The organism is Salirhabdus salicampi, assembly GCF_024259515.1.
In the GTDB taxonomy this organism is placed as follows: domain Bacteria; phylum Bacillota; class Bacilli; order Bacillales; family Alkalibacillaceae; genus Salirhabdus_A; species Salirhabdus_A salicampi.
This window is the reverse complement of record NZ_JANBWE010000008.1, coordinates 1-20,508: the sequence shown is the minus strand read 5'-3', so window position 1 is coordinate 20,508 and position 20,508 is coordinate 1. Positions and strand designations below refer to the sequence as shown.

General features: G+C 37.0%; 24 protein-coding genes and 1 rRNA gene. 1 reads left to right on the top strand and 24 read right to left on the bottom strand.

Annotated features, from left to right (window positions below):
* Positions 1 to 44 precede the first annotated feature (44 nt).
* From NLW78_RS15275 to metG, 13 genes are all read right to left on the bottom strand, one after another.
* Entirely contained in the window at positions 45 to 998 is a 954-nt protein-coding gene (locus tag NLW78_RS15275) for a ribose-phosphate diphosphokinase (protein WP_254498006.1), read from the bottom strand.
* A gap of 32 nt (positions 999 to 1,030) precedes the next feature.
* On the bottom strand, positions 1,031 to 2,398 hold the full coding sequence (glmU, locus tag NLW78_RS15270) for a bifunctional UDP-N-acetylglucosamine diphosphorylase/glucosamine-1-phosphate N-acetyltransferase GlmU (protein ID WP_254498005.1): 1,368 nt from the start codon (positions 2,396 to 2,398) through the stop codon (positions 1,031 to 1,033).
* A gap of 158 nt (positions 2,399 to 2,556) precedes the next feature.
* A complete protein-coding gene (gene spoVG / locus NLW78_RS15265) occupies positions 2,557 to 2,847 on the bottom strand; it encodes a septation regulator SpoVG (protein ID WP_254498004.1) in 291 nt (96 codons plus the stop codon).
* 146 nt (positions 2,848 to 2,993) lie between these two features.
* Positions 2,994 to 3,809: a pur operon repressor gene (gene purR, locus NLW78_RS15260; protein ID WP_254498003.1), complete on the bottom strand. Its 816-nt coding sequence runs from the start codon at positions 3,807 to 3,809 to the stop codon at positions 2,994 to 2,996.
* Positions 3,810 to 3,865: 56 nt separating this feature from the next.
* A complete protein-coding gene (gene ispE / locus NLW78_RS15255; RefSeq protein ID WP_254498002.1) occupies positions 3,866 to 4,732 on the bottom strand; it encodes a 4-(cytidine 5'-diphospho)-2-C-methyl-D-erythritol kinase in 867 nt (288 codons plus the stop codon).
* Positions 4,733 to 4,800: 68 nt separating this feature from the next.
* Complete coding sequence (locus NLW78_RS15250) at positions 4,801 to 4,980, bottom strand: small, acid-soluble spore protein, alpha/beta type (RefSeq protein ID WP_254498001.1); 180 nt, start codon at positions 4,978 to 4,980, stop codon at positions 4,801 to 4,803.
* A gap of 129 nt (positions 4,981 to 5,109) precedes the next feature.
* Positions 5,110 to 5,364 (bottom strand): biofilm formation stimulator Veg, encoded by a 255-nt coding sequence (veg, locus tag NLW78_RS15245; RefSeq protein ID WP_254498000.1) that lies wholly within the window; start codon positions 5,362 to 5,364, stop codon positions 5,110 to 5,112.
* Positions 5,365 to 5,540: 176 nt separating this feature from the next.
* Entirely contained in the window at positions 5,541 to 6,437 is an 897-nt protein-coding gene (yabG, locus tag NLW78_RS15240; RefSeq protein WP_254497999.1) for a sporulation peptidase YabG, read from the bottom strand.
* Between the two features lie 65 nt (positions 6,438 to 6,502).
* Positions 6,503 to 7,387, bottom strand: a complete 885-nt coding sequence (rsmA, locus tag NLW78_RS15235; RefSeq protein ID WP_254497998.1) for a 16S rRNA (adenine(1518)-N(6)/adenine(1519)-N(6))-dimethyltransferase RsmA — start codon at positions 7,385 to 7,387, stop codon at positions 6,503 to 6,505.
* Positions 7,380 to 7,943 (bottom strand): ribonuclease M5, encoded by a 564-nt coding sequence (gene rnmV, locus NLW78_RS15230; RefSeq protein WP_254497997.1) that lies wholly within the window; start codon positions 7,941 to 7,943, stop codon positions 7,380 to 7,382. The genes rsmA and rnmV overlap by 8 nt, the downstream gene beginning before the upstream one ends.
* A gap of 132 nt (positions 7,944 to 8,075) precedes the next feature.
* The gene (locus NLW78_RS15225; protein WP_254497996.1) at positions 8,076 to 9,284 is read right to left on the bottom strand and encodes a resuscitation-promoting factor; all 1,209 of its coding nucleotides are present in this window, start codon (positions 9,282 to 9,284) and stop codon (positions 8,076 to 8,078) included.
* A 185-nt stretch (positions 9,285 to 9,469) separates the two neighbouring features.
* Positions 9,470 to 10,234 (bottom strand): TatD family hydrolase, encoded by a 765-nt coding sequence (locus tag NLW78_RS15220; RefSeq protein ID WP_254497995.1) that lies wholly within the window; start codon positions 10,232 to 10,234, stop codon positions 9,470 to 9,472.
* Between the two features lie 63 nt (positions 10,235 to 10,297).
* Positions 10,298 to 12,253 carry a methionine--tRNA ligase gene (gene metG / locus NLW78_RS15215; RefSeq protein WP_254497994.1) on the bottom strand — a complete coding sequence of 652 codons (1,956 nt, stop codon included), beginning with the start codon at positions 12,251 to 12,253 and terminating at the stop codon, positions 10,298 to 10,300.
* A 342-nt stretch (positions 12,254 to 12,595) separates the two neighbouring features.
* Here metG and abrB point away from each other — a divergent pair, with 342 nt between their 5' ends.
* Positions 12,596 to 12,877, top strand: a complete 282-nt coding sequence (gene abrB / locus NLW78_RS15210) for a transition state genes transcriptional regulator AbrB (protein ID WP_254498034.1) — start codon at positions 12,596 to 12,598, stop codon at positions 12,875 to 12,877.
* 34 nt (positions 12,878 to 12,911) lie between these two features.
* Here abrB and rsmI read toward each other — a convergent pair whose 3' ends face one another.
* The 11 genes from rsmI to rrf form a co-directional block, all read right to left on the bottom strand.
* A complete protein-coding gene (gene rsmI, locus NLW78_RS15205) occupies positions 12,912 to 13,790 on the bottom strand; it encodes a 16S rRNA (cytidine(1402)-2'-O)-methyltransferase (RefSeq protein WP_254497993.1) in 879 nt (292 codons plus the stop codon).
* A gap of 18 nt (positions 13,791 to 13,808) precedes the next feature.
* Positions 13,809 to 14,564: a tRNA1(Val) (adenine(37)-N6)-methyltransferase gene (locus NLW78_RS15200; protein WP_254497992.1), complete on the bottom strand. Its 756-nt coding sequence runs from the start codon at positions 14,562 to 14,564 to the stop codon at positions 13,809 to 13,811.
* A 73-nt stretch (positions 14,565 to 14,637) separates the two neighbouring features.
* Entirely contained in the window at positions 14,638 to 14,997 is a 360-nt protein-coding gene (yabA, locus tag NLW78_RS15195) for a DNA replication initiation control protein YabA (protein ID WP_254497991.1), read from the bottom strand.
* A 16-nt stretch (positions 14,998 to 15,013) separates the two neighbouring features.
* Entirely contained in the window at positions 15,014 to 15,841 is an 828-nt protein-coding gene (locus NLW78_RS15190) for a PSP1 domain-containing protein (protein WP_254497990.1), read from the bottom strand.
* A 6-nt stretch (positions 15,842 to 15,847) separates the two neighbouring features.
* Entirely contained in the window at positions 15,848 to 16,837 is a 990-nt protein-coding gene (gene holB, locus NLW78_RS15185) for a DNA polymerase III subunit delta' (RefSeq protein WP_254497989.1), read from the bottom strand.
* Between the two features lie 17 nt (positions 16,838 to 16,854).
* Entirely contained in the window at positions 16,855 to 17,295 is a 441-nt protein-coding gene (locus NLW78_RS15180; protein ID WP_254497988.1) for a YaaR family protein, read from the bottom strand.
* Between the two features lie 30 nt (positions 17,296 to 17,325).
* Positions 17,326 to 17,655 carry a cyclic di-AMP receptor DarA gene (darA, locus tag NLW78_RS15175; protein WP_254497987.1) on the bottom strand — a complete coding sequence of 110 codons (330 nt, stop codon included), beginning with the start codon at positions 17,653 to 17,655 and terminating at the stop codon, positions 17,326 to 17,328.
* A 186-nt stretch (positions 17,656 to 17,841) separates the two neighbouring features.
* Positions 17,842 to 18,471: a dTMP kinase gene (tmk, locus tag NLW78_RS15170; protein ID WP_254497986.1), complete on the bottom strand. Its 630-nt coding sequence runs from the start codon at positions 18,469 to 18,471 to the stop codon at positions 17,842 to 17,844.
* 19 nt (positions 18,472 to 18,490) lie between these two features.
* Positions 18,491 to 19,918, bottom strand: a complete 1,428-nt coding sequence (locus NLW78_RS15165) for an aminotransferase class I/II-fold pyridoxal phosphate-dependent enzyme (protein WP_254497985.1) — start codon at positions 19,916 to 19,918, stop codon at positions 18,491 to 18,493.
* Between the two features lie 104 nt (positions 19,919 to 20,022).
* The gene (locus NLW78_RS15160; RefSeq protein WP_254497984.1) at positions 20,023 to 20,214 is read right to left on the bottom strand and encodes a sigma factor G inhibitor Gin; all 192 of its coding nucleotides are present in this window, start codon (positions 20,212 to 20,214) and stop codon (positions 20,023 to 20,025) included.
* Positions 20,215 to 20,386: 172 nt separating this feature from the next.
* Positions 20,387 to 20,502 (bottom strand): 5S ribosomal RNA (rrf, locus tag NLW78_RS15155).
* Between the last annotated feature and the right edge of the window lie 6 nt (positions 20,503 to 20,508).

Sequence of the window (20,508 nt, the reverse complement as noted above, 5' to 3'; positions counted from 1 at the left end):
CTATTTATGTAGGAAAAAAACATCTCCATTACCTAATTATAACATTAATCAAATAGAACGCTTATAGATTTCAATTCATGGACTCTTCGAATTGCCTCACCAATTAAAGGCCCAACCGATAATTGTGTAACTTTATCAATACGTTTATCGTCTGTTAACGGAATCGAGTCCGTTACAACTAATTCTTTAATTTTCGAGTGATCAATTCGCTCAATAGCTGGCCCAGATAAAACCGGGTGTGTACAGCAAGCGTAGACATCCTTTGCTCCATTTTCAATAAGAGCATTAGCGGCTAATGTAATGGTTCCTGCAGTATCGATTATGTCATCTATTAAAATAGCCGTTTTTCCTTCTATGTTCCCTACAATATTCATAACTTCCGCTACATTTGGTCTTGGCCTGCGCTTATCGATAATAGCAATTGGTGCTTTTAATATATCAGCCATTTTTCTTGCACGTGTCACTCCACCGTGATCTGGTGAAACGATGACAATGTCTTCTAAGCCTTTGCTTTCAAAGTAATCGGCTAAGATAGGAACACCTAATAAATGATCAATCGGAACATCAAAGAAACCTTGGATTTGCGGTGCATGTAGGTCTAATGTAATAAGTCTGGTCGCACCAGCAGTTTGTAATAAGTTCGCTACAAGCTTTGATGTAATCGGCTCACGAGACCTAGCTTTCCGATCTTGTCGAGCATAACCATAATAAGGTATAACAACGTTAATTGTTCTTGCTGATGCACGTTTTAGGGCATCAATCATAATCAGTAATTCCAAGATATGATCATTTACAGGCTGGCATGTTGATTGAATAACATAAACGTCACAACCTCGAATACTTTCCTCGATATTAATTTGGATTTCACCATCACTAAACGTTGTAACAGAACATTTTCCTAACTCCGTACCAATGTTTTGAGCAATTTTTTCTGCCAGCTTCGGATTAGAGTTTAAAGAAAACACCTTTAGTGAAGGATCTGCATATTGGTTGGGCATAGCTTTCGAAACCTCCATTAAGTTAATTTCTTTTATTTTTTTAGTTTATCAACATATCCCTCTTTATTTGTCTGTCGGGAACGTGCTATCGACAACGCCTTTTCGGGTACATTCTTTGTTATGGTTGACCCCGCTGCAACATATGCTCCCTTTTCAACCTTAACAGGAGCAATTAAGTTAGCATTGCAACCAATAAATGACCCCTCCTCTATGATGGTTTTATATTTATTTTTTCCATCATAATTGACCGTTATGGCTCCACAGCCTATGTTTACATCCTTACCGACCTCTGCATCGCCTATGTAACTTAAATGTGATGCTTTACTCCCTTGGCCCATGGAGGATTTTTTCACTTCTACAAAGTTACCCACTTTCACTTCATCTTTAATCTCAGAAAGAGGCCTTATATGTGCAAATGGACCAATTTGTACTTTATCTCCTACTTGGCTATCATGTACAACACTTTGCTTAATGACTGTGTTATGCCCAATTTCACTATCTTTAATTTCACTGTTTGGACCAATCTCTGCTCCTGTTCCGATTTTTGCATCTCCTGTTATCGTCGTTCCAGGATAGATGATAACGTCTTGGTCAATCTTCACATCTGGTCCAATATATGTGTTATCTGGATCAATGAATGTGACTCCGTTTTTCATATGTTCGCGATTAATTCTTTTTCGCATTATAGCCTCTGCTTTTGACAGGGCTACACGATCATTTACTCCAAGTGTTTCCTCAAAATTCGGTGTTATATAAGCACTAATTTTTTCCCCTTGGCTTTTTAGTATTTCTATAACATCCGGTAAATAGTACTCACCTTGAACATTATCATTAGAAACGTGGTTTAACGACTCAAATAATGCTTCATTGTCAAAGCAATATGTTCCCGTATTAATTTCGCTAATTTTTCGCTCGTCCTTATTGGCATCTTTATGCTCAACAATTTTTTCTACTTCGTCATTACTGTTTCGAACAACCCTTCCATATCCTGTTGGATCTTCTGGCTGTGCAGTTAGTACTGTTACTTTGGCATTTTCGTTCTCATGTTGTTGTATCAAAGACTCCAACGTATTCGAAGTAAGCAATGGGGTATCACCACATATTACGACCGTTGTTCCCTTTTTTCCACTTAATGAAGAACTTGCTTGCATTACTGCATGACCAGTACCTAATTGTTCTTCTTGCAGAACAAACTGTGTTTGATTGCCTAATTGCTCCTGGACTTTTTCTGCTCCGTGTCCAACAATTGTATAGATTTCTGATAAATTAATATCTATTAATTGATCTACCACATGTTGAACCATAGGCTTTCCGCATACAGGATGAAGTACTTTGTAAAGGGAGGACTTCATTCTCGTACCTTGACCAGCTGCTAATATAACTGCATAACGATTTGACATTAGCTCCCACCATCCTTTTATTCCAATTAAGAATATATCTTAAATTATACTGTATTTCAAACATGTTGACACATGACCAATTCGTGAACTTTTTTCTATACACAAAAAAGAAGCCCAATCATATTTGATTAGACTTCTAGCTTACATCCGTTCTTGTTTTAAGAAGCACCAGCTTCTTCATACTCGACATTTTCCTCTCCGGCACGGTGATACTCTGCTAAAACCGCATCTTGAATCTTCGCACGGGTGTCGGAATTGATCGGGTGTGCAATATCTCTGAACTCACCATCAGGAGTACGTTTGCTCGGCATAGCGACGAACAAACCGTTGTTTCCATCAATCACGCGGATATCATGAACAACGAACTCTTGGTCCAAGGTAATAGATGCAATTGCACGCATTCTTCCGTCTGTGTTTACGCGGCGTAATCTTACGTCTGTCACTTCCATTATGTCTCACCACCTTTTCCCTTAGAACTTATATCAATATTTCCACATACGGAACAGGAAATCCTTCTAAATATTTAAAAAACTTTTATTTTTACTAAAAAAATACATCTACCTTCCGAGGTGATGTATTTTCTATCATAAATCGTTTAATTTTGAAAGTAATTCCCTTTTAACACTTCAATTTTGCGGTTCTTTATATCAACATCTTTGATTTGAATTAAAGAGATATAGTCATCCACTACTCTGTCTTCGTCCTCATCTTCAGCTTCCGCAAGCACTCCAATCCCCGATACGTTAGCATTAAACTCTGCCAACAAACTTTTCATCCCGTTAATTGTACCTCCAGCCTTCATAAAGTCATCAATGATACAAACATTTGACCCTTCAGGCAGACTTCTCTTTGCTAATACCATTGTCTGAATTTTTTTGGAAGACCCCGATACGTAATTAATACTAACAGTAGACCCTTCTGTAACTTTAGGGTCACGGCGAACAATGATAACAGGTACATTCATAATTTGAGCGGTGGCATATGCAAGAGGTATACCTTTCGTGGCAACAGTTACGATGTATTCCACACCTTTTTGCGCAAAGGCTGTCGCAAATATTTTCCCGATATTACGAATTGTCTCTGGGTCACCCAACAAATCGCTCATATATAAGTAACCACCAGGAAGTAAACGGTCAGGATCTTCAATTCTATTACATATATGATCGATAAATGCCTTACTATTTTTATCCGAGTATTTCGGAATATATTTTATTCCACCGGCAGCTCCTTGAACAGTTTCTAAAAAACCAATTCCTTGCTTTTGAAACATATCATTTACAATATCTAAATCTTCACTAATAGATGATTTTGCTGCATCAAATTCCTTCGTAAAATACGGTAAAGGAACTAATACTTGTGGATGGTCTAGCAAATAGTTCGTCATCGCAACAAGCCGTTCACTTCTTTTCATGGCAACCACTCCAAAATCCGAATATTTACTAGAAACTATACCACTAAGGTACGGTTTTACGCAAGCTCTAATGGCTTTCCTAACATTCTTACTACGTATACCTCTTGACAAAAACCTCTTAGGCTATTGTAAATACGCTCAGCTCTAGTTTCCTGACGGGTTAAGCCGAACACCGTTGGGCCACTTCCACTCATAAGGACACTGTCTGCGCCTGCACGTCTCATATGTTCTTTCAACTGTAAAATTTCTGGGTGTAGTTTGCATGTAACCGATTCAAGGACATTCCCCATATGGTTACACATGCGGTCGTAATCTTCGTGTTTCAAGGACTGTACCATTTCTTCTGTATTAGGATGTTGAACATGTTGCAGATTCAACTGTTCATAAACCGTTTTCGTTGAAACACCGATTGAGGGTTTGGCTAGTACAACCCAGCAAGATGGAGGGGGGGTCAGTTCCGTTAATCGTTCCCCTCTCCCTTTCGCTAAAGCTGTTCCACCATAAATACAGAAAGGTACATCTGACCCGATTTCAGCTCCAATCGACGCAAGCTGTTCAAAGGGCTTTTGTAATTGCCACATTTTATTTAAGCCACGTAATACTGCAGCAGCGTCGCTACTTCCCCCAGCTAAACCGGCTGCAACAGGAACTTGTTTATTAATTTTGATTGCTACACCCTTTTTAATTTGAAAACGTTCCTTGAATTTTGCAGCTGCTTGAAAGGCCAAGTTCCGGCTGTCGTTGGGAACGTAACGGTTTTCCGAAATAATTTTAATAACATTCTCCTTTAGTGGAGTCAATTCAATATGGTCAGACAAATCGATTGTTGTCATAACCATTTCAATTTCATGGAACCCATCATCTCGCTTATATAATACATCTAACGATAAATTAATTTTTGCTGGAGCCTTTTCCAGAAGCATTCTGCACACCTTCGCTTTCCTTAGCATCTAACAAATTGTAACATATATTAAAAAAAAGAGCAGACCTTTTAAGATCTGCCCTTACTTAGATGTTCTTCCGCTATTTCAATCGCTCGTTTCGTCATATTACCTGCATCTCTCGCACGAATGCCGCCCCATCCTTCTTTCTGGACAGTGTCGTAAAAACCTAAATCCTTAGCTAGTTCCTCTTTAAATTGGTCTGACATAACACCTCTACGTCTACCCATAAGGTAACAGCTCCCTTCCTTAGGTTTTACGACAATCATATTATTACCATTCACGTTTTATTTTATCCGATCTATAGGCTTCTGTTTTATGTAAAAAACAAAGCAGTAAACTAACGTCTACTGCTTCCTTTAAGCCATCTTACTCATATCATCAAAGAAAGTTAACTCCACTGTCTCGGTCAACACGTCAGCATAGCTGTATGACACTCTCTCAAACGCGTTTTCATCTTGATCTAATTCGACGATAAATACGGAAGGATATGTCTCTGCCAACACGCCGCTTCTTTGAATTGTCTTTCGACGACCCCCATTAGCCTTTAATGTTAACCGCTTACCAATATTACCATCTAACGTTTCCTTAATTTCTGATAAAGTTTTTGGCACTTCACTCCACCTCACTATTGATAAAATACCACATTTCGAAGAAATTGTCAATCAAAAAAACTAATAATTATAACAATCAAATATGCCCGGTGTCAATAATTTATTTACGCTAAAAATTCATATTTAATGTTATTTTTCCGAATGTAAAGAAAAAAATGCATAAAATATTCCGCCCATTACAAACATGGGCGGAAATTATACTCTTCTGATTCAATTTCATCATCAGGAAAAGGCATTCCTGTCCGAAATAAACCTCGAGTTTCTAAGCCTCCAATTCCTTTTTCACCGGTAATGGTATTTCTTAACACATCCCATACATTAATTTTTTCCATAAAGGATGTGTAGCCAACTTTCGCTACAATGTATACTGGGTCTAAAGCATGAATGTTTATTCTTGATGGGGAACTCGCAAAATTTGCTCCTGCTTTAATTAACGATTCAAAATGAGACTGACATGCCCCGGCAAAAATGATCAATTGATCTAAGTGTGGCGCATAGTTTCTTGCTTCTCGAACTGTGTCGGCAAAATGTTTTGAGTTGCGGTATGCCCGTATATCGTTTTTGTTCCCTTTCGTTTTGGAAAAGGAATCATGTCCCGTTATAACTAAAATATCTGGTTGAATTTTCTCTAATAGAGCTTTTATTTCTAATGGCATTGTTTTCTCGTGAAGATGTACACCATGGACTTGCATGCCTAGACGTTGATATAAACTTACACATTTTTTTAAATACAATTGGTCACCATCAACATGTAAAACCCTTGGTGGTATTTGGAAGTACTTTAAATCCGGATTAAAGTTAATATGGGTGTCATACTCTTGTTTTTTTCGCATCAATTGATAATCTTGTTTAAACAATCGATATGAATAGTCCTCTTTTTCTCGTTCTTCTTTTTTACGTCGCGTTAATTCTCCTTTATTCACGAGGGAAAGATCATCCAGTGGGGAATCTGCCTCTAAACGATAATCTTCTCCATAAAGTTGTGCTTTACCATTTTCTACTGTCTGAATCCTAAATAACAAATCATGATTATGGGATACTCTCGTTACAATATCCCCTCTTTGAAATTGCATGATTGTTCCTCCTCGTTATAAACACGCTGCTATAATAGCGTATTTTTTCGAGGTGCAGTGTGTTCCTACCTACCACCAGTTTGAGTAAAGAAATTTGCTAAGCCAGCAAATTCTTCAATTGATAGGGATTCGGCGCGTCGTGACGGTTCGATATTGCTTTCCTTTAAAATTGACAATATTTGTTCCTTGTTTAACTTTTCTTTATAATGTCGACTTAAATTGTTAAGAATCGTTTTTCTTCTTTGTCCAAAACAAGCTTGAACAATTTCAAAAAAGAGGTCCTCATCTTTCACATGTACTAGTGGAGTCTCACGACGTTTTAAATGTAGTACAGCTGAATCAACATTTGGTTGAGGACGGAACACGGTTTTAGGTACAGTCATTACAACTGAGGGTACTGTATAATACTGAACAGCGATTGATAATGATCCATACTCTTTTGTATTGGGATTTGCAGCCATACGGTTTGCTACTTCTTTTTGAATCATTACTGTAATGTCTTGAAGAGGTAGTTTCTCTGTTAATAATTTCATTAATATAGGGGTTGTAATATAATATGGCAAATTCGCTACAACTTTTATCTTCTCACCTTGGGATACGTAGCGCTCTATTGTGGCTTTTACTTCAGCTTTCAGTACATCCTCATTAATAACGGTTACATTATCATAAGATTGCAAGGTATCATCTAAAATGGGGATTAGCCGCTGATCTATTTCAAAAGCAACAACGTGTTTTGCAACAATAGCAAGCTGCTCCGTCAAAGCACCTATCCCTGGACCGATCTCTACTACAGTTGAATCAGGTGTCACACCTGCATGTTTCACAATATTTTTTAACGTATTAACATCAATAATAAAATTTTGACCTAAACTTTTTTTGAAGGATAATCCGTATTTTGCCATAATTTGTTTCGTTTTTGCTGGGGTTGCTATTGCCTTTTCATCAATCATTTTTCTCTTCCTCTCGCAAGATCTGCTCCATTACGCTTGTAAACTCATCTCGTTCAATTTGAAACATGTTTAACCGCTTTTCTAGCTGTTTTCCGTTCGTAAAACCTATATTTAGTCGCTCTCCTAACTTTTTTCTCCGCTCCTTTGCTTCACGGGTACCTAATAATCCAAACTGTAATAAATCCTCTTTTGTTATATATATTTTCTGATTGCTTGTAAGCTCATATACACTTTTAAGAGCATTTTGGATTGCTTCAGGTGAAGCATGCTCAATTCCAACACCATTCCCTTGCTTTTGTAACGCTTCTTTCTTTGGCAAAAAGGCATGCTTACAACCAGGGACTTCTCTATCAATAATTGCTCGTATCCTTTGACCAGGATAGTCCGGGTCGGTAAAAACAATAACTCCTCTTTTCTCTTTTGCATGCTTGATTTGTTGGATGGTTGATTTATTAACAGCTGAACCATTCGTTTCGATTGTATCCGCCTCTACGGCTCTCTTTACCGCTGTTGTATCATCTTTTCCTTCTACTACAATAATTTCTTTTATGCGCAACCTGTTGTTCCTCCTATGGTAATTCTACATGCCTTCCATTATATACGATAAAACAGTATAAACGGAAATTGTATCAAAGACATAGACCTTCTCATAAAATAAAAAAGCAGAGGTTAGAACCCCTGCTTTACATTAGCGAAATACTTTCACTTGAACTGTTTTCCTTCCAAATCTTAATGCCTCATCTTTGGATGGTATAAACACATCAATTCGATTTCCTTTAATATGACCGCCCCTATCAAGTGCCAAAGCGTATCCATAGCCCTCCACCCACACGAGGGAACCTATCGGGATGACGTTTGGGTCAACGGCGACGACTTTTGCGTCACTGTTAACTCGAAGGTCTACACGTTCACCATTATAAGCATAGGCAGTTTTTCCACTGCATCCATCACAATAAGCTGTATAAGCCGTAGCATTCATGACGAACTCGTCAACTAGCTTTTTATCTCCTCTTGAGAGTAAGAGGTTCGTTTTACCGATAGCTACAATGCGGTTTACACTTTCCTGTTCGGTTTCTTCTTTTATCAATTTTCTCGATACTTCTTCACCGTTTTCCATTGTTACTTCATAATGTTTCGCGACGATACCTTTTTGCCCATTTTGAACAACGCGGCTTTTACCACTTGGTAAATTGTCATCCAATCTTGTTACCGTCGCATAACCAATTTCTTCTTTAATTACATCTGTTATTTTTTCAACTCTTGTAATGGAAATATCCATGTCGTTTGTAACTTCTTCATCAAGTTCCACATTTAAATGATCATGTTCGTTCAGTTCTATATCTTGTTCTTGTAACAATTCCTCGACCGTGTTGGCTAACGTCCAATATTTTTCCGTTTCGCCTCCGTCATTCAATGTTACTTGAATTGCAGAACTTATCGTAACTTCTAAACCATCCTTTACTGACGTTTCCACACTAGGTAAAACTTGATCATGTTCTGTTACTACAATTTCGTCTTCAGTATGAATAAATTCCTCAATTGTATTTGCCGTAGTATAGAATGATTTCGTTTCGTCATCGATTGTTACCACAACTTGCTGAGCTGGGATATATGTTATCTCCATACCATCTTCAACTGTTTCTGATCTACCAGGTAATATTTCATCATGCTCAGTGGCTTCTATATCTAGTTCAACCAATAAATCTTCGACTGTATCTGCATGTGTACGAATCGATAGCTCTTCACCATTATCCATGACAATGACTTCAGCCTTTGTAGTTTCATAGAGTAAAATTCCGAGTGAGGCAAAAAGCACTAGTAATCCTAATGTATACATAGCCCATTTTTTACTTCCTAATAATAAGGAAGAACGTAGATTTGTTTCTTTTTCGGCCATCATCTTTGCCTCCTTTGCTCGCAGTGTATTATAAAGACTGCATCCATCCTTGTCAATCAGCTAATCGTATCATCTATTAACATACGAAAAGCAGCAAATTGGCTCCTCTATATTTTAGGGGGTTTTTTAAAGATTAAAACCACTACACCGAAACTTTAATCTATTTGTAATATAATTGTAACAAACTATAGGCGGAAAAAACGCTTTGCGTTATCTGTTGTTTTCGTAAACACCTCTTCTACAGACAAACCTCTTAGTTCCGCAATTTTTTCTCCCACCAATGTTACGTAACTCGGTTCATTTCTTTTTCCGCGGTGAGGGTGAGGCGCTAAAAAAGGGCAATCTGTTTCGATTAATAACCGGTCCATCGGAACCATTTGAGCCACTTCCTTTGGGTCTTTTGCATTTTTAAATGTGACAGGTCCCCCTAATGAAATGTAGAAATTCATATCTAAACATTGTTGTGCTATGTCTGGAGTACTACTGAAACAGTGCATAACACCGCCGACCTCTGCAGCATTTTCTTCACGCAATATGTCTACGATATCTTCTGAAGCTTCACGATTATGGATAATAATTGGCATATTCACTCTCTTCGCAAGCCGTATTTGCTTACGGAACACTTCTTTTTGAACATGAACTGGTGACTTATCCCAATGATAATCGAGCCCCATTTCACCTAAAGCGACAACTTTTGGATGTTCAACTAACTCCTCTAGCCATTGTAAATCATCCTCTGTCATGTCAATTGCATCAACTGGATGCCACCCAACTGCAGCATAAATGTGTTCATGCTTCTCTGCAATTTGTAAAGCTAAAGGGATTGTTTTACGATCAAACCCAACAACTGTCATATACGTTACACCTGCATCTTTTGCTCTCTGAATAACTTCCTCTTGGTCTTCTTTAAATTGGTCTGCGTTCAAATGTACATGGGTATCAAAAACCATTCTTTCATCTCCTTCAACATGGTAAAAAAGGGTGCCTCAAGAGGCCCCCTTTATATTTCTTTATTATTTTACTTTTGCTCCGTTTGGCAATGTTTGATCAACTGTTGCTAATGCTAATGATCCGTTTTCATCTTCTCCGGCCAATATCATGCCTTGGGACAATTCCCCCCGGAGCTTAACTGGTTTTAAATTCGTGACACAAATCACTTTTCTACCAATTAGTTCATCTGGTTTATAGTACTGAGCAATACCTGAGACGACTTGTCTCTTTTCAAAACCTAAATCAAGTTGGATTTTTAATAATTTATCTGTTTTTGCTACCTTTTCTGCAGCTAAAACTTCCGCTATTCTCAAATCAACCTTCATAAAGTCATCAATAGCAATTTCTTCAGATTCAGGCTTAGCTACTTCTTTTTTCTCTTCTTGCTTCGGTGCAGTCTTTTTCATCATTTCCACAATCGTCGCCACTTCTTTTTCGACTTCTAGACGAGGGAACAATGGTTCACCTTTACTTACTTTTTTACCTTGTAGGAGGCCAAATTCATCTAAACTGTCCCAAGTTGTTAAATTATCTTCCTCAATACCAAGTTGGTGAAATAGCTTTTGTGGTGTTTCTGTTAAAAATGGCTGTAACATAATCCCAATATGACGTAATGATTCTGCAAGATGCGCCATTACGTTCCCTAAACGATCTTTTTGGCTCTCATCCTTCGCTAATACCCAAGGTTCTGTTTCATCAATATATTTATTTGTTCTGCTTACAAATCTCCATAAATCAGTAAGGGCTACGGAAAACTCCATATTTTCCATTGACTCTTCTACTTTAACTTTTGTTTCTTTCGCAAAAGTTTGGAGGTTTTGGTCAAATTGTGTTTCTGCCCCCATTACTTGCGGGATGTTGCCATCGAAATATTTGTTAATCATAGCTACTGTACGATTTAATAAATTCCCTAGGTCGTTTGCTAAATCAAAGTTTGTCCGCTCTACAAATCCTTCGGGTGTAAACACTCCATCTGAACCAAATGGAACTTCTCTTAGTAAGTAGTATCGTAAAGCATCTAATCCGTAACGATCAATTAAGTCAACAGGGTCAACTACATTTCCTTTTGACTTAGACATTTTGCCATCTTTCATTAATAGCCAACCGTGAGCAAATACTTTCTTCGGCAAAGGTATATCTAAAGCCATTAGCATAATTGGCCAATAAATGGTATGGAATCGAACAATTTCCTTACCTACTAAATGTACATCTGCCGGCCAATATTTTTTGTATCTTTCATCATCATCTGTTCCATATCCTAATGCAGTGATATAGTTTGTTAAGGCATCGATCCATACGTAAATGACATGCTTAGGGTCACCAGGCACTTTTATTCCCCAGTCGAATGTTGTTCTAGAAACTGCCAAGTCTTCTAAGCCCGGTTTAATAAAGTTATTTATCATTTCATTTTTACGGCTTTCTGGTTGGATAAATTGAGGGTTATCTTCATAAAACTCCAACAGTCTATCAACGTATTTACTCATTTTGAAAAAGTAAGATTCTTCTTTAACCTTTTCCACCGAACGTCCGCAATCAGGACAATTTCCCTCTTCTAGCTGACGGTCAGTAAAGAAAGATTCACAAGGTGTACAATACCATCCTTCATATTCATCAAGGTATATATCTCCTTTTTTTACAAGCTGGTCAAATACTTTCTCGACAATGCGCTTATGGCGTTCTTCCGTAGTTCGAATAAAATCATCATTTGAAATATCGAGTTTCTTCCATAGACCTTGGATACCACTTACAATGTCATCAACATACTCAATAGGCGTTACCCCATTTTCTTCCGCTTTCTGTTGAATCTTCTGTCCATGTTCATCTGTACCTGTTAAATACATAACATCAAAACCACGTAATCGCTTGTATCGTGCCATTGCATCACCAGCTACTGTTGTATAAGCATGGCCGATATGTAGATTTCCGCTCGGGTAATAAATCGGTGTTGTGATATAAAACGACTTCTTTTCCTCTGGCATGATTACTAGACCTCCTCTATGTATATTGCCATTAATAACATCTTTGAGAAATGCTTCTTCTACCATTCTATACGATTTATTAACATGATTTCCATAACTATCAAAAAACTATACCGAAATGGAAATATTCGTGTCAAGAATTCGTAAGAAAACATGTCTAAGTAACTGTAAAAAATTATCATAAAAAGGTTTCAGCCATTAATTTACTGGGTAATGTAACTATAGATTATTCGGCATAATGTTGCCTTAAAGTAATTGACACCTTTGGGAAACAATGGTACTATATGTGTCGAAACCTGACGAATATAGATATAGAGAAAAAAATTGATCGAGAGGGGAAATATCATAATGAAATCTACAGGTATTGTCCGTAAGGTAGATGAACTAGGGCGTGTAGTTATTCCAATCGAATTGCGTCGTACATTGGACATTAAAGAAAAGGATGCACTTGAAATTTATGTTGATGACGATCGTATCGTTTTAAAGAAGTACAAACCAAACATGACTTGTCACGTTACTGGTGAAGTGTCCGACGAGAACATGTCCTTAGCAAACGGGAAACTTGTTCTAAGTAAAGAAGGCGCTGAACAGTTAATCGACGAAATTAAGCAAAACTTAAAATAATTGTAAAAGGTTGTCTCAAATGAGGCAACCTTTTTTATGTTTTATGATAAATTGCATAAACTTCCCTCTTTGGGACGGTTCGGTCTTTGGCTGTTTGTTTGATCGCATCTTTACTTGAAAGCTTCTTTACATTAACATAGTAATCTACATGTTCAGATACACTCATATCCTCCCACCAAGCGTTATCTTTCTCAACTTTTTGGCTTCCTTCTACAACAATACAATATTCCCCTTTAATCACTGAATCAGTGGATCTTAACCAATCGGACACTTCTTTCACTGTTCCACGAACGAATTCTTCATATTTTTTTGTTAATTCTCTGGCCAATACAATGCTTCGGTCATCACCAAAAATGGTTTGAATTTGTTTGACCGTTTCTTTAATTCGGTGAGGTGATTCATAAAAAAGAAGTGTTGCCCGTTGTTTTTTCAATTCTTCCAATGTCTCTTGTATTTTCGATTTTTTCCTAGGTAAAAAACCGTAAAAGTAAAATTGGTCAGATGGTAAACCCGATCCTACTAAAGCACATAAAGCTGCATTTGCCCCTGGTAAAACAACAATATCAATGTTTTCTTCAGTGCATTGCCGAACGAGTTCATAGCCTGGGTCGGAAATAACAGGCATTCCTGCATCACTAACAATTGCAATCGATTGTCCAGAGAGCATCTTTCCAATTAGTTGTTCACCTTTCAGTTCCTTATTATGGTCATGATAGCTTAAAAGTGGAGTAGTAATGGAAAAATGGTTCAATAATTTTTGGGTTTGTCTCGTGTCCTCGGCAGCAATAAGGTCAACCGTTTTTAAAATGTGTATCGCACGATATGTTATATCTTCTAAATTCCCGATGGGTGTTGGTACTACATAAAACTTCCCTTGATCATTCTTTTCTTGGAAGCTCTTTTGAATTTCCACACTTGTTCAAACCCTTCTTTATTCTTTTTCTGTTTTCCCATACAAAATGTCATGAACTTCCTCAGTATACTCATTATGTTCATTATACACATATAAAGGAGGTAATATTTTCAAGTCTGGTTTTCCGTCCCGAATCCCTTCAATCAATAACGTATTTGCTTCTTTACCTCGTTTAGGATAAACAAATTGCACCCTTTTGGGCTCTACTCTATATTTACGAAATAATGTAATAATGTCTACTAAACGACTCGGCCGGTGAACAATAGCTACTTTTCCGCCTGGGCGTACGAGGCGACTGCATGATTGAACGACATCCTCTAAGTTACAATAAATCTCATGCCTAGCAATAGCTAAATGGTCATTTATATTTTGCTCACTCTTTTTTGGTGTAGGAAAGTATGGCGGATTACATGTTACTACATCATAATGACTAGGACCTAATACTTTATGCACATCCTTTAAGTCTCCATGCACCATTTGAAGTTGATTGTCGAGCTTATTCAACTGTACATTTCTTATGGCCATATCATACAATCTTTCCTGAATTTCAACTCCAGTAATGTTGGCATATGATCTCCTAGATAGTAACAATGGTATAACACCGTTTCCTGTACATAAATCAAGTATATTCCCTTTCTTTATAGGAACATAGGCGAACTTTGCCAACAGTACTGCATCCAGTGAAAAAGCAAATACAGTTGGACTTTGAATAATGCGCATGTTTTCATCAGCTAATAAGTAATCAAGTCGCTCATCATCTTTGAGTATTGTCACGGTACTTATTCCCTTCTTCATGATGTTCAAAAAGAGCCCTTACCTATAAGAAATAGGAAAGGGCTATATCTTCTTATTTTTGTTTATTTAAAAACAATAAGCAAAATAAGCAATCTTCTTCATCTCTTGGACTACCAAAGTGAACGTTACATATATGAAAGCCTTCTTCATAAATTCTTGCTAAATTGTCATACCCTTCACCTATAACCTGTTTCCCGTCAACTGCATCTTCATCACCATTGGAATCAGTTCCATTTTGAAAGTCTGTACTATTCTCTAGCCTTTTTCGTAAATGGTGATTTTCAAGGGAAAGGTGATGGTTTTCCTCGATGACTTGAACTAAATTACCTTTTAACTCTTCAAATTCCTTATGAAGATCACCTATTTGTTTCTCCAAAAAAGTAAACCGCTCAAATAATTCTTTATTTTTCACGCTATACTCCACCCCATTACTCTGTGGCTTGCGTTGGAACGACCCCTTCAGCAATTAATTCGTCCAAGGTATACTCCAATACACGTTCATTTTCGAAAACTTCTATTTGTACTACCCGTTCTAATATATTTAAACCTACAACTTTTCCTGCTCCGACAGGGGTTTTAATATTTTCCCCAATATCCGGCAGTTCTCTCTTTGCCGTTTCATAATCATCGTTTTCATATTTCAAACAACACATGAGACGGCCGCATAATCCTGAAATCTTAGCTGGATTTAATGATAAATTTTGATCTTTTGCCATTTTGATTGAAACAGGTTCAAAATCACCTAAAAAGGTAGAGCAGCATAACATCCGCCCACAAGGGCCAATGCCCCCTAACATCTTCGCTTCATCTCTGACACCGATTTGCCGTAGTTCAATTCTTGTTTTAAACACGGCTGCGAGATCTTTTACAAGTTCCCGGAAATCTACCCGTCCATCAGCTGTGAAGTAAAAGATAACTTTATTACGGTCAAACGTATATTCTACATCGACCAGTTTCATATCCAGGTTATGCTCGTATATTTTCTTTTCACAGACTTGAAAAGCTTCCTCTGATTTATCCTTGTTTTCTGTAACCGTAAGTTTATCTTTGTCCTCGGCAATTCGAATGACTTTTTTTAGTGGTAACACGATATCTTCTTCGTCCACTTGTTTATTTGCAATTACAACTTTACCGAACTCGATTCCTCTTACTGTTTCTACAATGACATAGTCACCTGTTTGAACCATAAATGATCCAGGATCAAAATAATATATTTTACCTGCTTGTTTAAATCGTACGCCAACAACTTCAACCAATCAGTATCACCTCTGTAATTGAAGCACTAGTTTTTCCATGACAAGCGTACTATTTACGTTTGCCTGAAGGTTCCTTTTTGCTTCTAAAATTGCTTTTATTGCATAAGTTGTGACCGTCTGAGACATAATATATGATAATTTTTCGATAAAACGAAGGTTTCCTATATTCACGATCGCTTCTTCCCTGTCTATATGATAGTAAATAAGATCTTTATACCAAATGAGCAACAAATCTAAACCTACTTGTGCTTGCCCCTTCTCTTTAAAATGGGGAAGCCACTTTGAATGAAGTAATAAATATGCTTCATCCGGTTGTTCATAAAGTACCTCCATTAATTTTATCACTATTTTTCGTGCCTCTGCAAACCACTCGTCCTCATTTAATTGAAGTGCTTCCTGCAAATTATTTGTTAAATGAGCGTACAAACCCGCTAATGACGGGGGAATCTCCTTATTTTCTAACTGTTCTTTAAATTTCAAAAAATTTAATGGTTGAAATGTTAAGATTTGGCATCTGGAGCGAATCGTATGAATAATACCATGAATGTTTTCTGTTAACAGCAATGCAATCGTCCGTTGGCTTGGTTCTTCTAAAAATTTTAAAATTTGATTGGCAGCATTAGGCGTCATCGTGTCTGCATGTTCTACTATATACATTTTTTGGTTTGATTCTAACCCTGTATAATGAAACTCTTTTTGCAGATGAGCAATTTGTTCCTTTTTAATTGATTGACCATCCGGGGTAATGAAGTGAAGATCAGGATGATTCCCAGAATCAATTCTTTTGCAATCTAGACAAGTATTACAAGGATTAACATCATCTTTTCGCTCCCTGCAAAAATAACTCTTTGCTAATAAGGTAGCGGCATCTTTTTTGCCTGTCCCTCGAGGGCCATGAAATAAATAGGCGTGTGACACACGGTTCTTCGATAAACTATTCTGTAATATTTTTGTAGTGATCGGTTGATATTCATCTAATTCTGTCCATGTATTCAACTTTTGTCACACCTTTTTTACGCATATAAATTAATGAGCATCCCTTTTATTTCCCCGATTTTATGCAAAATATCTACGGAATTATTTTCTTTATTTAATACCATGTCGGTTAATTCCACTAACTCTTTATCCACCGTTTCAATCAACGTGTATTGGCGATTTTCCCCTTGAAAATTCCAACCCCTACTTTGCTTTAAATCGAGACCTTGTTTTACGGCCTCTTGCACAAACTGTTTTACTAATGATTTATAACGTCCTACATCACGTAACGACCGGAATTTTGCAATCTTTTCCCCTTGGCTTGTAATTTCCTGAAGAAGTCTGGATAACTCCCCTTCACGCAATTTTGCCGTCTCGTTTTGTATCGAATTTGCAAAACTATTAGATTGACGACCTTTCGCCATTTGATTATGTTTTTGAATATCAAAATGTTTTTGAGTATCTTGGGTAATTTTCAACAGATGTCTCTCCTTTTACCTGTTCCACTTCTAAAATTGAAAGAATGACTCTACAGGCAATACAAATACGGTAGCTCCACCAACTTCGATTTTCACTGGTTTCGGGATGTACGAGTCAGCGTTACCTCCCATCGGTGAAATCGGTGCAACCATTTGATCACGATGACTACAATTGTTTTTAATAATTTCTAATGCTTGATCGACTGCATCATCATCACAACCAATCATTAACGTTGTATTCCCCTCACGTAAAAAACCACCTGAAGATGAAAGTTTCGTCGATTTGAAATCACCTTCATTAAGTGCCTCAATTAGACGATTCGTATCCTTATCTTGGACGACCGCAAGAATTAACTTCATGGTTTTCCTCCTTTATACGTACTAATATAATACATATCTTTATTATAATGCAGTTTTACCTTTCTACCAAATGGAACAATGAATTTTTTTCAAGCAAACATTTCATAAGTAATCATTTAATAGATTGGTTTCCTATTTATAACAAAAAAAACCCTTCCAATTTGTGATTGGAAGGGAACATAAACATTAGATATGTAACGTTTCCTCAATAACTTGAATAGTTTTTTGAACAACTGATTCAATCGGTTCATTCGCATTTACCTTTTTGATCCGTTCTGAATACTGCTTCGCCAATTGTTGGTATGCGCTATATACTTTATTATGAAATTCAATCTTCTCTAAATCTAAACGATTTTGTTCTCGATTTTTATTGTTATGGATTCGCTCTAAACCTATTTGTGGATCTAAATCTAATAAAATCGTGAGTTGGGGCATAAAATCCTCGATAGCAAATTCATTAATTGTAAGTACTTCATCCATCCCAAGCCCTCTTGCAAATCCTTGGTAAGCTAAGCTACTATCAACAAACCTGTCACAAAGTACTACTTTACCCGCCTTCACTGCAGGAATTACTTTTTCAACTAAATGTTGCCTGCGGGCCGCAGCGTATAATAGTGCCTCTGTTCTTCCGTCCATATTCGTATGAGAGCGATTTAATATTACATTCCGAATTTGCTCTGCTATATCGATACCACCTGGCTCCCTTGTAACAATCGTTTCATACCCTTTGTTCAAGAAGTATTGGTCAATTTCTTTTATGACAGAAGTTTTGCCAGCGCCTTCTACACCTTCAAACGTAATAAACAGTTCATTCAATGGTTTCGTCCCCTTTTACTTAATCTAATATATATATGCCTTCATCTAACCCTTCTCCACTATAATGTATATTTAAACGCAAATGAATAAGCTCCTTTAATACTTTCACATGTTCAGTTGTAATGACCTCTCCTTTAATTAAAAATGGAATTCCAGGAGGATATGGTGTAACGGATCTTGCAGCCATATGACCTATTGCCTTATCCCACGGCATCCACTTTTCTTTCAAATGAATGATTTTTTCATAGGAAAGTTGGAAAGCGCTGATTTCCGAAAAATGAAGAGATGAGTCTGCACTTACAAAGCTGCTATGTTCGTCTTCTAGAAGACGATTTATATCGAAAACAGCCTGCCTTAATTGATTCTGTTGATTAAATGGTGTAAGGCCATGAATAAATAATATTTGGTCCTTCGTATGTAATTCTGGATAAATATTATACCTCTCAAACAATCGTGCAATTTCTTTTCCATTATTCTTAACGTGCAATGTAACTTTGAGTGGATCATGAACTGTTGGCAATGTATTTTCTACATACCAATGTTTACCCTCTTTAAATATTTTACGTACGCTTTCTATACTTTGGAGAGTGGCTTCAATATCCTTATTCGTTAAATTGGCTAAGAAATATCTTGCTAAGTCAAGAGATGCTAATAACGGATAAGAAGGACTGCTTGATTGTAACATCTGTAAGTATAGCTTTACAGTGTCTAATTGTACGAGTTGACTGTTAACATGTAGATAAGAAGACATTGTCATAGAAGGTAAAATTTTATGGGCTGATTGAACTACAATATCCGCTCCTAATTTTAGGCTTGATGTCGGAAATGGATTACCTAATATAAAATGAGGCCCATGTGCCTCATCAACTAACACAGGTATATTATGCTCGTGGGCGACCTTTATCATATTTTTTATAGGATAGGTTGAGCCAAAATAATCAGGGTATGTTAATATAAGTGCTTTTGCATCGGGATAATTTCGTATAGCCCCGGTAACAACAGGCTCTGGAATATGGCTAAAACGGCCTGTGTTTGAATCTATAGTTGGAGAGATTAATATCGGCTGTAACCCTCTAAGTTCTATTGCGTTAAATATTGATTTATGACTGTTCCGTTGAACTATAATTTGATCACCTGGTTGACAAGTGGCAAATATCATCGTTAAATTTCCTACTGTACTACCACCTATTAAAAATGCAGTATAGTCTACCCCATATAATTCTGCCGCTAAATTTTGGGCTTGTTCAATAACTCCTTCTGGTTGATGTAAATCATCCAAATGTGGCAGCTCCGTGAGATCATATTTTAATAGTTGCCCAAAAGCGTATTTGCCTCTGTTCGGGAATATCATACCATGTTTATGTCCAGGTACATGAAAGGATAACGTATGTTCTTCAGCGTGTAATTGTAGTTGGTTCCACAAAGGTGTATCCATTTGGTTCACCATAGTTTGTTTCTCCTTCAGTTTGTTTCTCTTTCAAAATCATTATCATCTTATCGAATTATTGCTGTGATGTACAACAAAAACCGAACTAGAAGTTCGGTTTTTGTCTATGAATATTGTTTTTTTTGATTAATTCCTTTTAATTTATGAATAAAAAACTTGTATTTTTCATCTTCAGGCTCTGTCTTTACAATTTCTTGTTCACAAGAAATACAAATAAACATATTATAAATAGTTATTCCTTCTAATTTTGTTTCATTACACACTGAACAATGATTCAAATATCTTTCATTTTTCAAATTCCCCACCTCCATTTTTCTATCATCTCCTAATCTAACAATTCTATACGTACGAACGGTCAATTTTTTAGAATATAATAATGTAGTGTATTACGGTGAGGAAAAATTGATACTATCATTTGAGCTATGTAAACATAAAAAAGTCGAGAAATAATAATACTTCTCGACTTTTGCCCGGCAGCGTCCTACTCTCGCAGGGGAAGAACCCCAACTACCATCGGCGCTGGAGAGCTTAACTTCTGTGTTCGGAATGGGAACAGGTGTGACCTCTCCGCCATCGCCACCGGACTTACA

Excerpts from the sequence above, each read along its gene's own strand:
- yabG (WP_254497999.1), bottom strand. The coding sequence starts at position 6,437 with ATGCAATTTCAAAGAGGGGATATTGTAACGAGAGTATCCCATAATCAT.
- NLW78_RS15165 (WP_254497985.1), bottom strand. The coding sequence starts at position 19,918 with ATGGTGAACCAAATGGATACACCTTTGTGGAACCAACTACAATTACAC.
- NLW78_RS15220 (WP_254497995.1), bottom strand. The coding sequence starts at position 10,234 with ATGGTTTTTGATACCCATGTACATTTGAACGCAGACCAATTTAAAGAA.
- NLW78_RS15250 (WP_254498001.1), bottom strand. The coding sequence starts at position 4,980 with ATGGGTAGACGTAGAGGTGTTATGTCAGACCAATTTAAAGAGGAACTA.
- rsmA (WP_254497998.1), bottom strand. The coding sequence starts at position 7,387 with ATGATTGATGAAAAGGCAATAGCAACCCCAGCAAAAACGAAACAAATT.
- purR (WP_254498003.1), bottom strand. The coding sequence starts at position 3,809 with ATGAAAAGAAGTGAACGGCTTGTTGCGATGACGAACTATTTGCTAGAC.
- metG (WP_254497994.1), bottom strand. The coding sequence starts at position 12,253 with ATGCCAGAGGAAAAGAAGTCGTTTTATATCACAACACCGATTTATTAC.
- NLW78_RS15275 (WP_254498006.1), bottom strand. The coding sequence starts at position 998 with ATGCCCAACCAATATGCAGATCCTTCACTAAAGGTGTTTTCTTTAAAC.
- darA (WP_254497987.1), bottom strand. The coding sequence starts at position 17,655 with ATGAAGTTAATTCTTGCGGTCGTCCAAGATAAGGATACGAATCGTCTA.
- NLW78_RS15225 (WP_254497996.1), bottom strand. The coding sequence starts at position 9,284 with ATGGCCGAAAAAGAAACAAATCTACGTTCTTCCTTATTATTAGGAAGT.
- spoVG (WP_254498004.1), bottom strand. The coding sequence starts at position 2,847 with ATGGAAGTGACAGACGTAAGATTACGCCGCGTAAACACAGACGGAAGA.
- glmU (WP_254498005.1), bottom strand. The coding sequence starts at position 2,398 with ATGTCAAATCGTTATGCAGTTATATTAGCAGCTGGTCAAGGTACGAGA.
- ispE (WP_254498002.1), bottom strand. The coding sequence starts at position 4,732 with ATGCTTCTGGAAAAGGCTCCAGCAAAAATTAATTTATCGTTAGATGTA.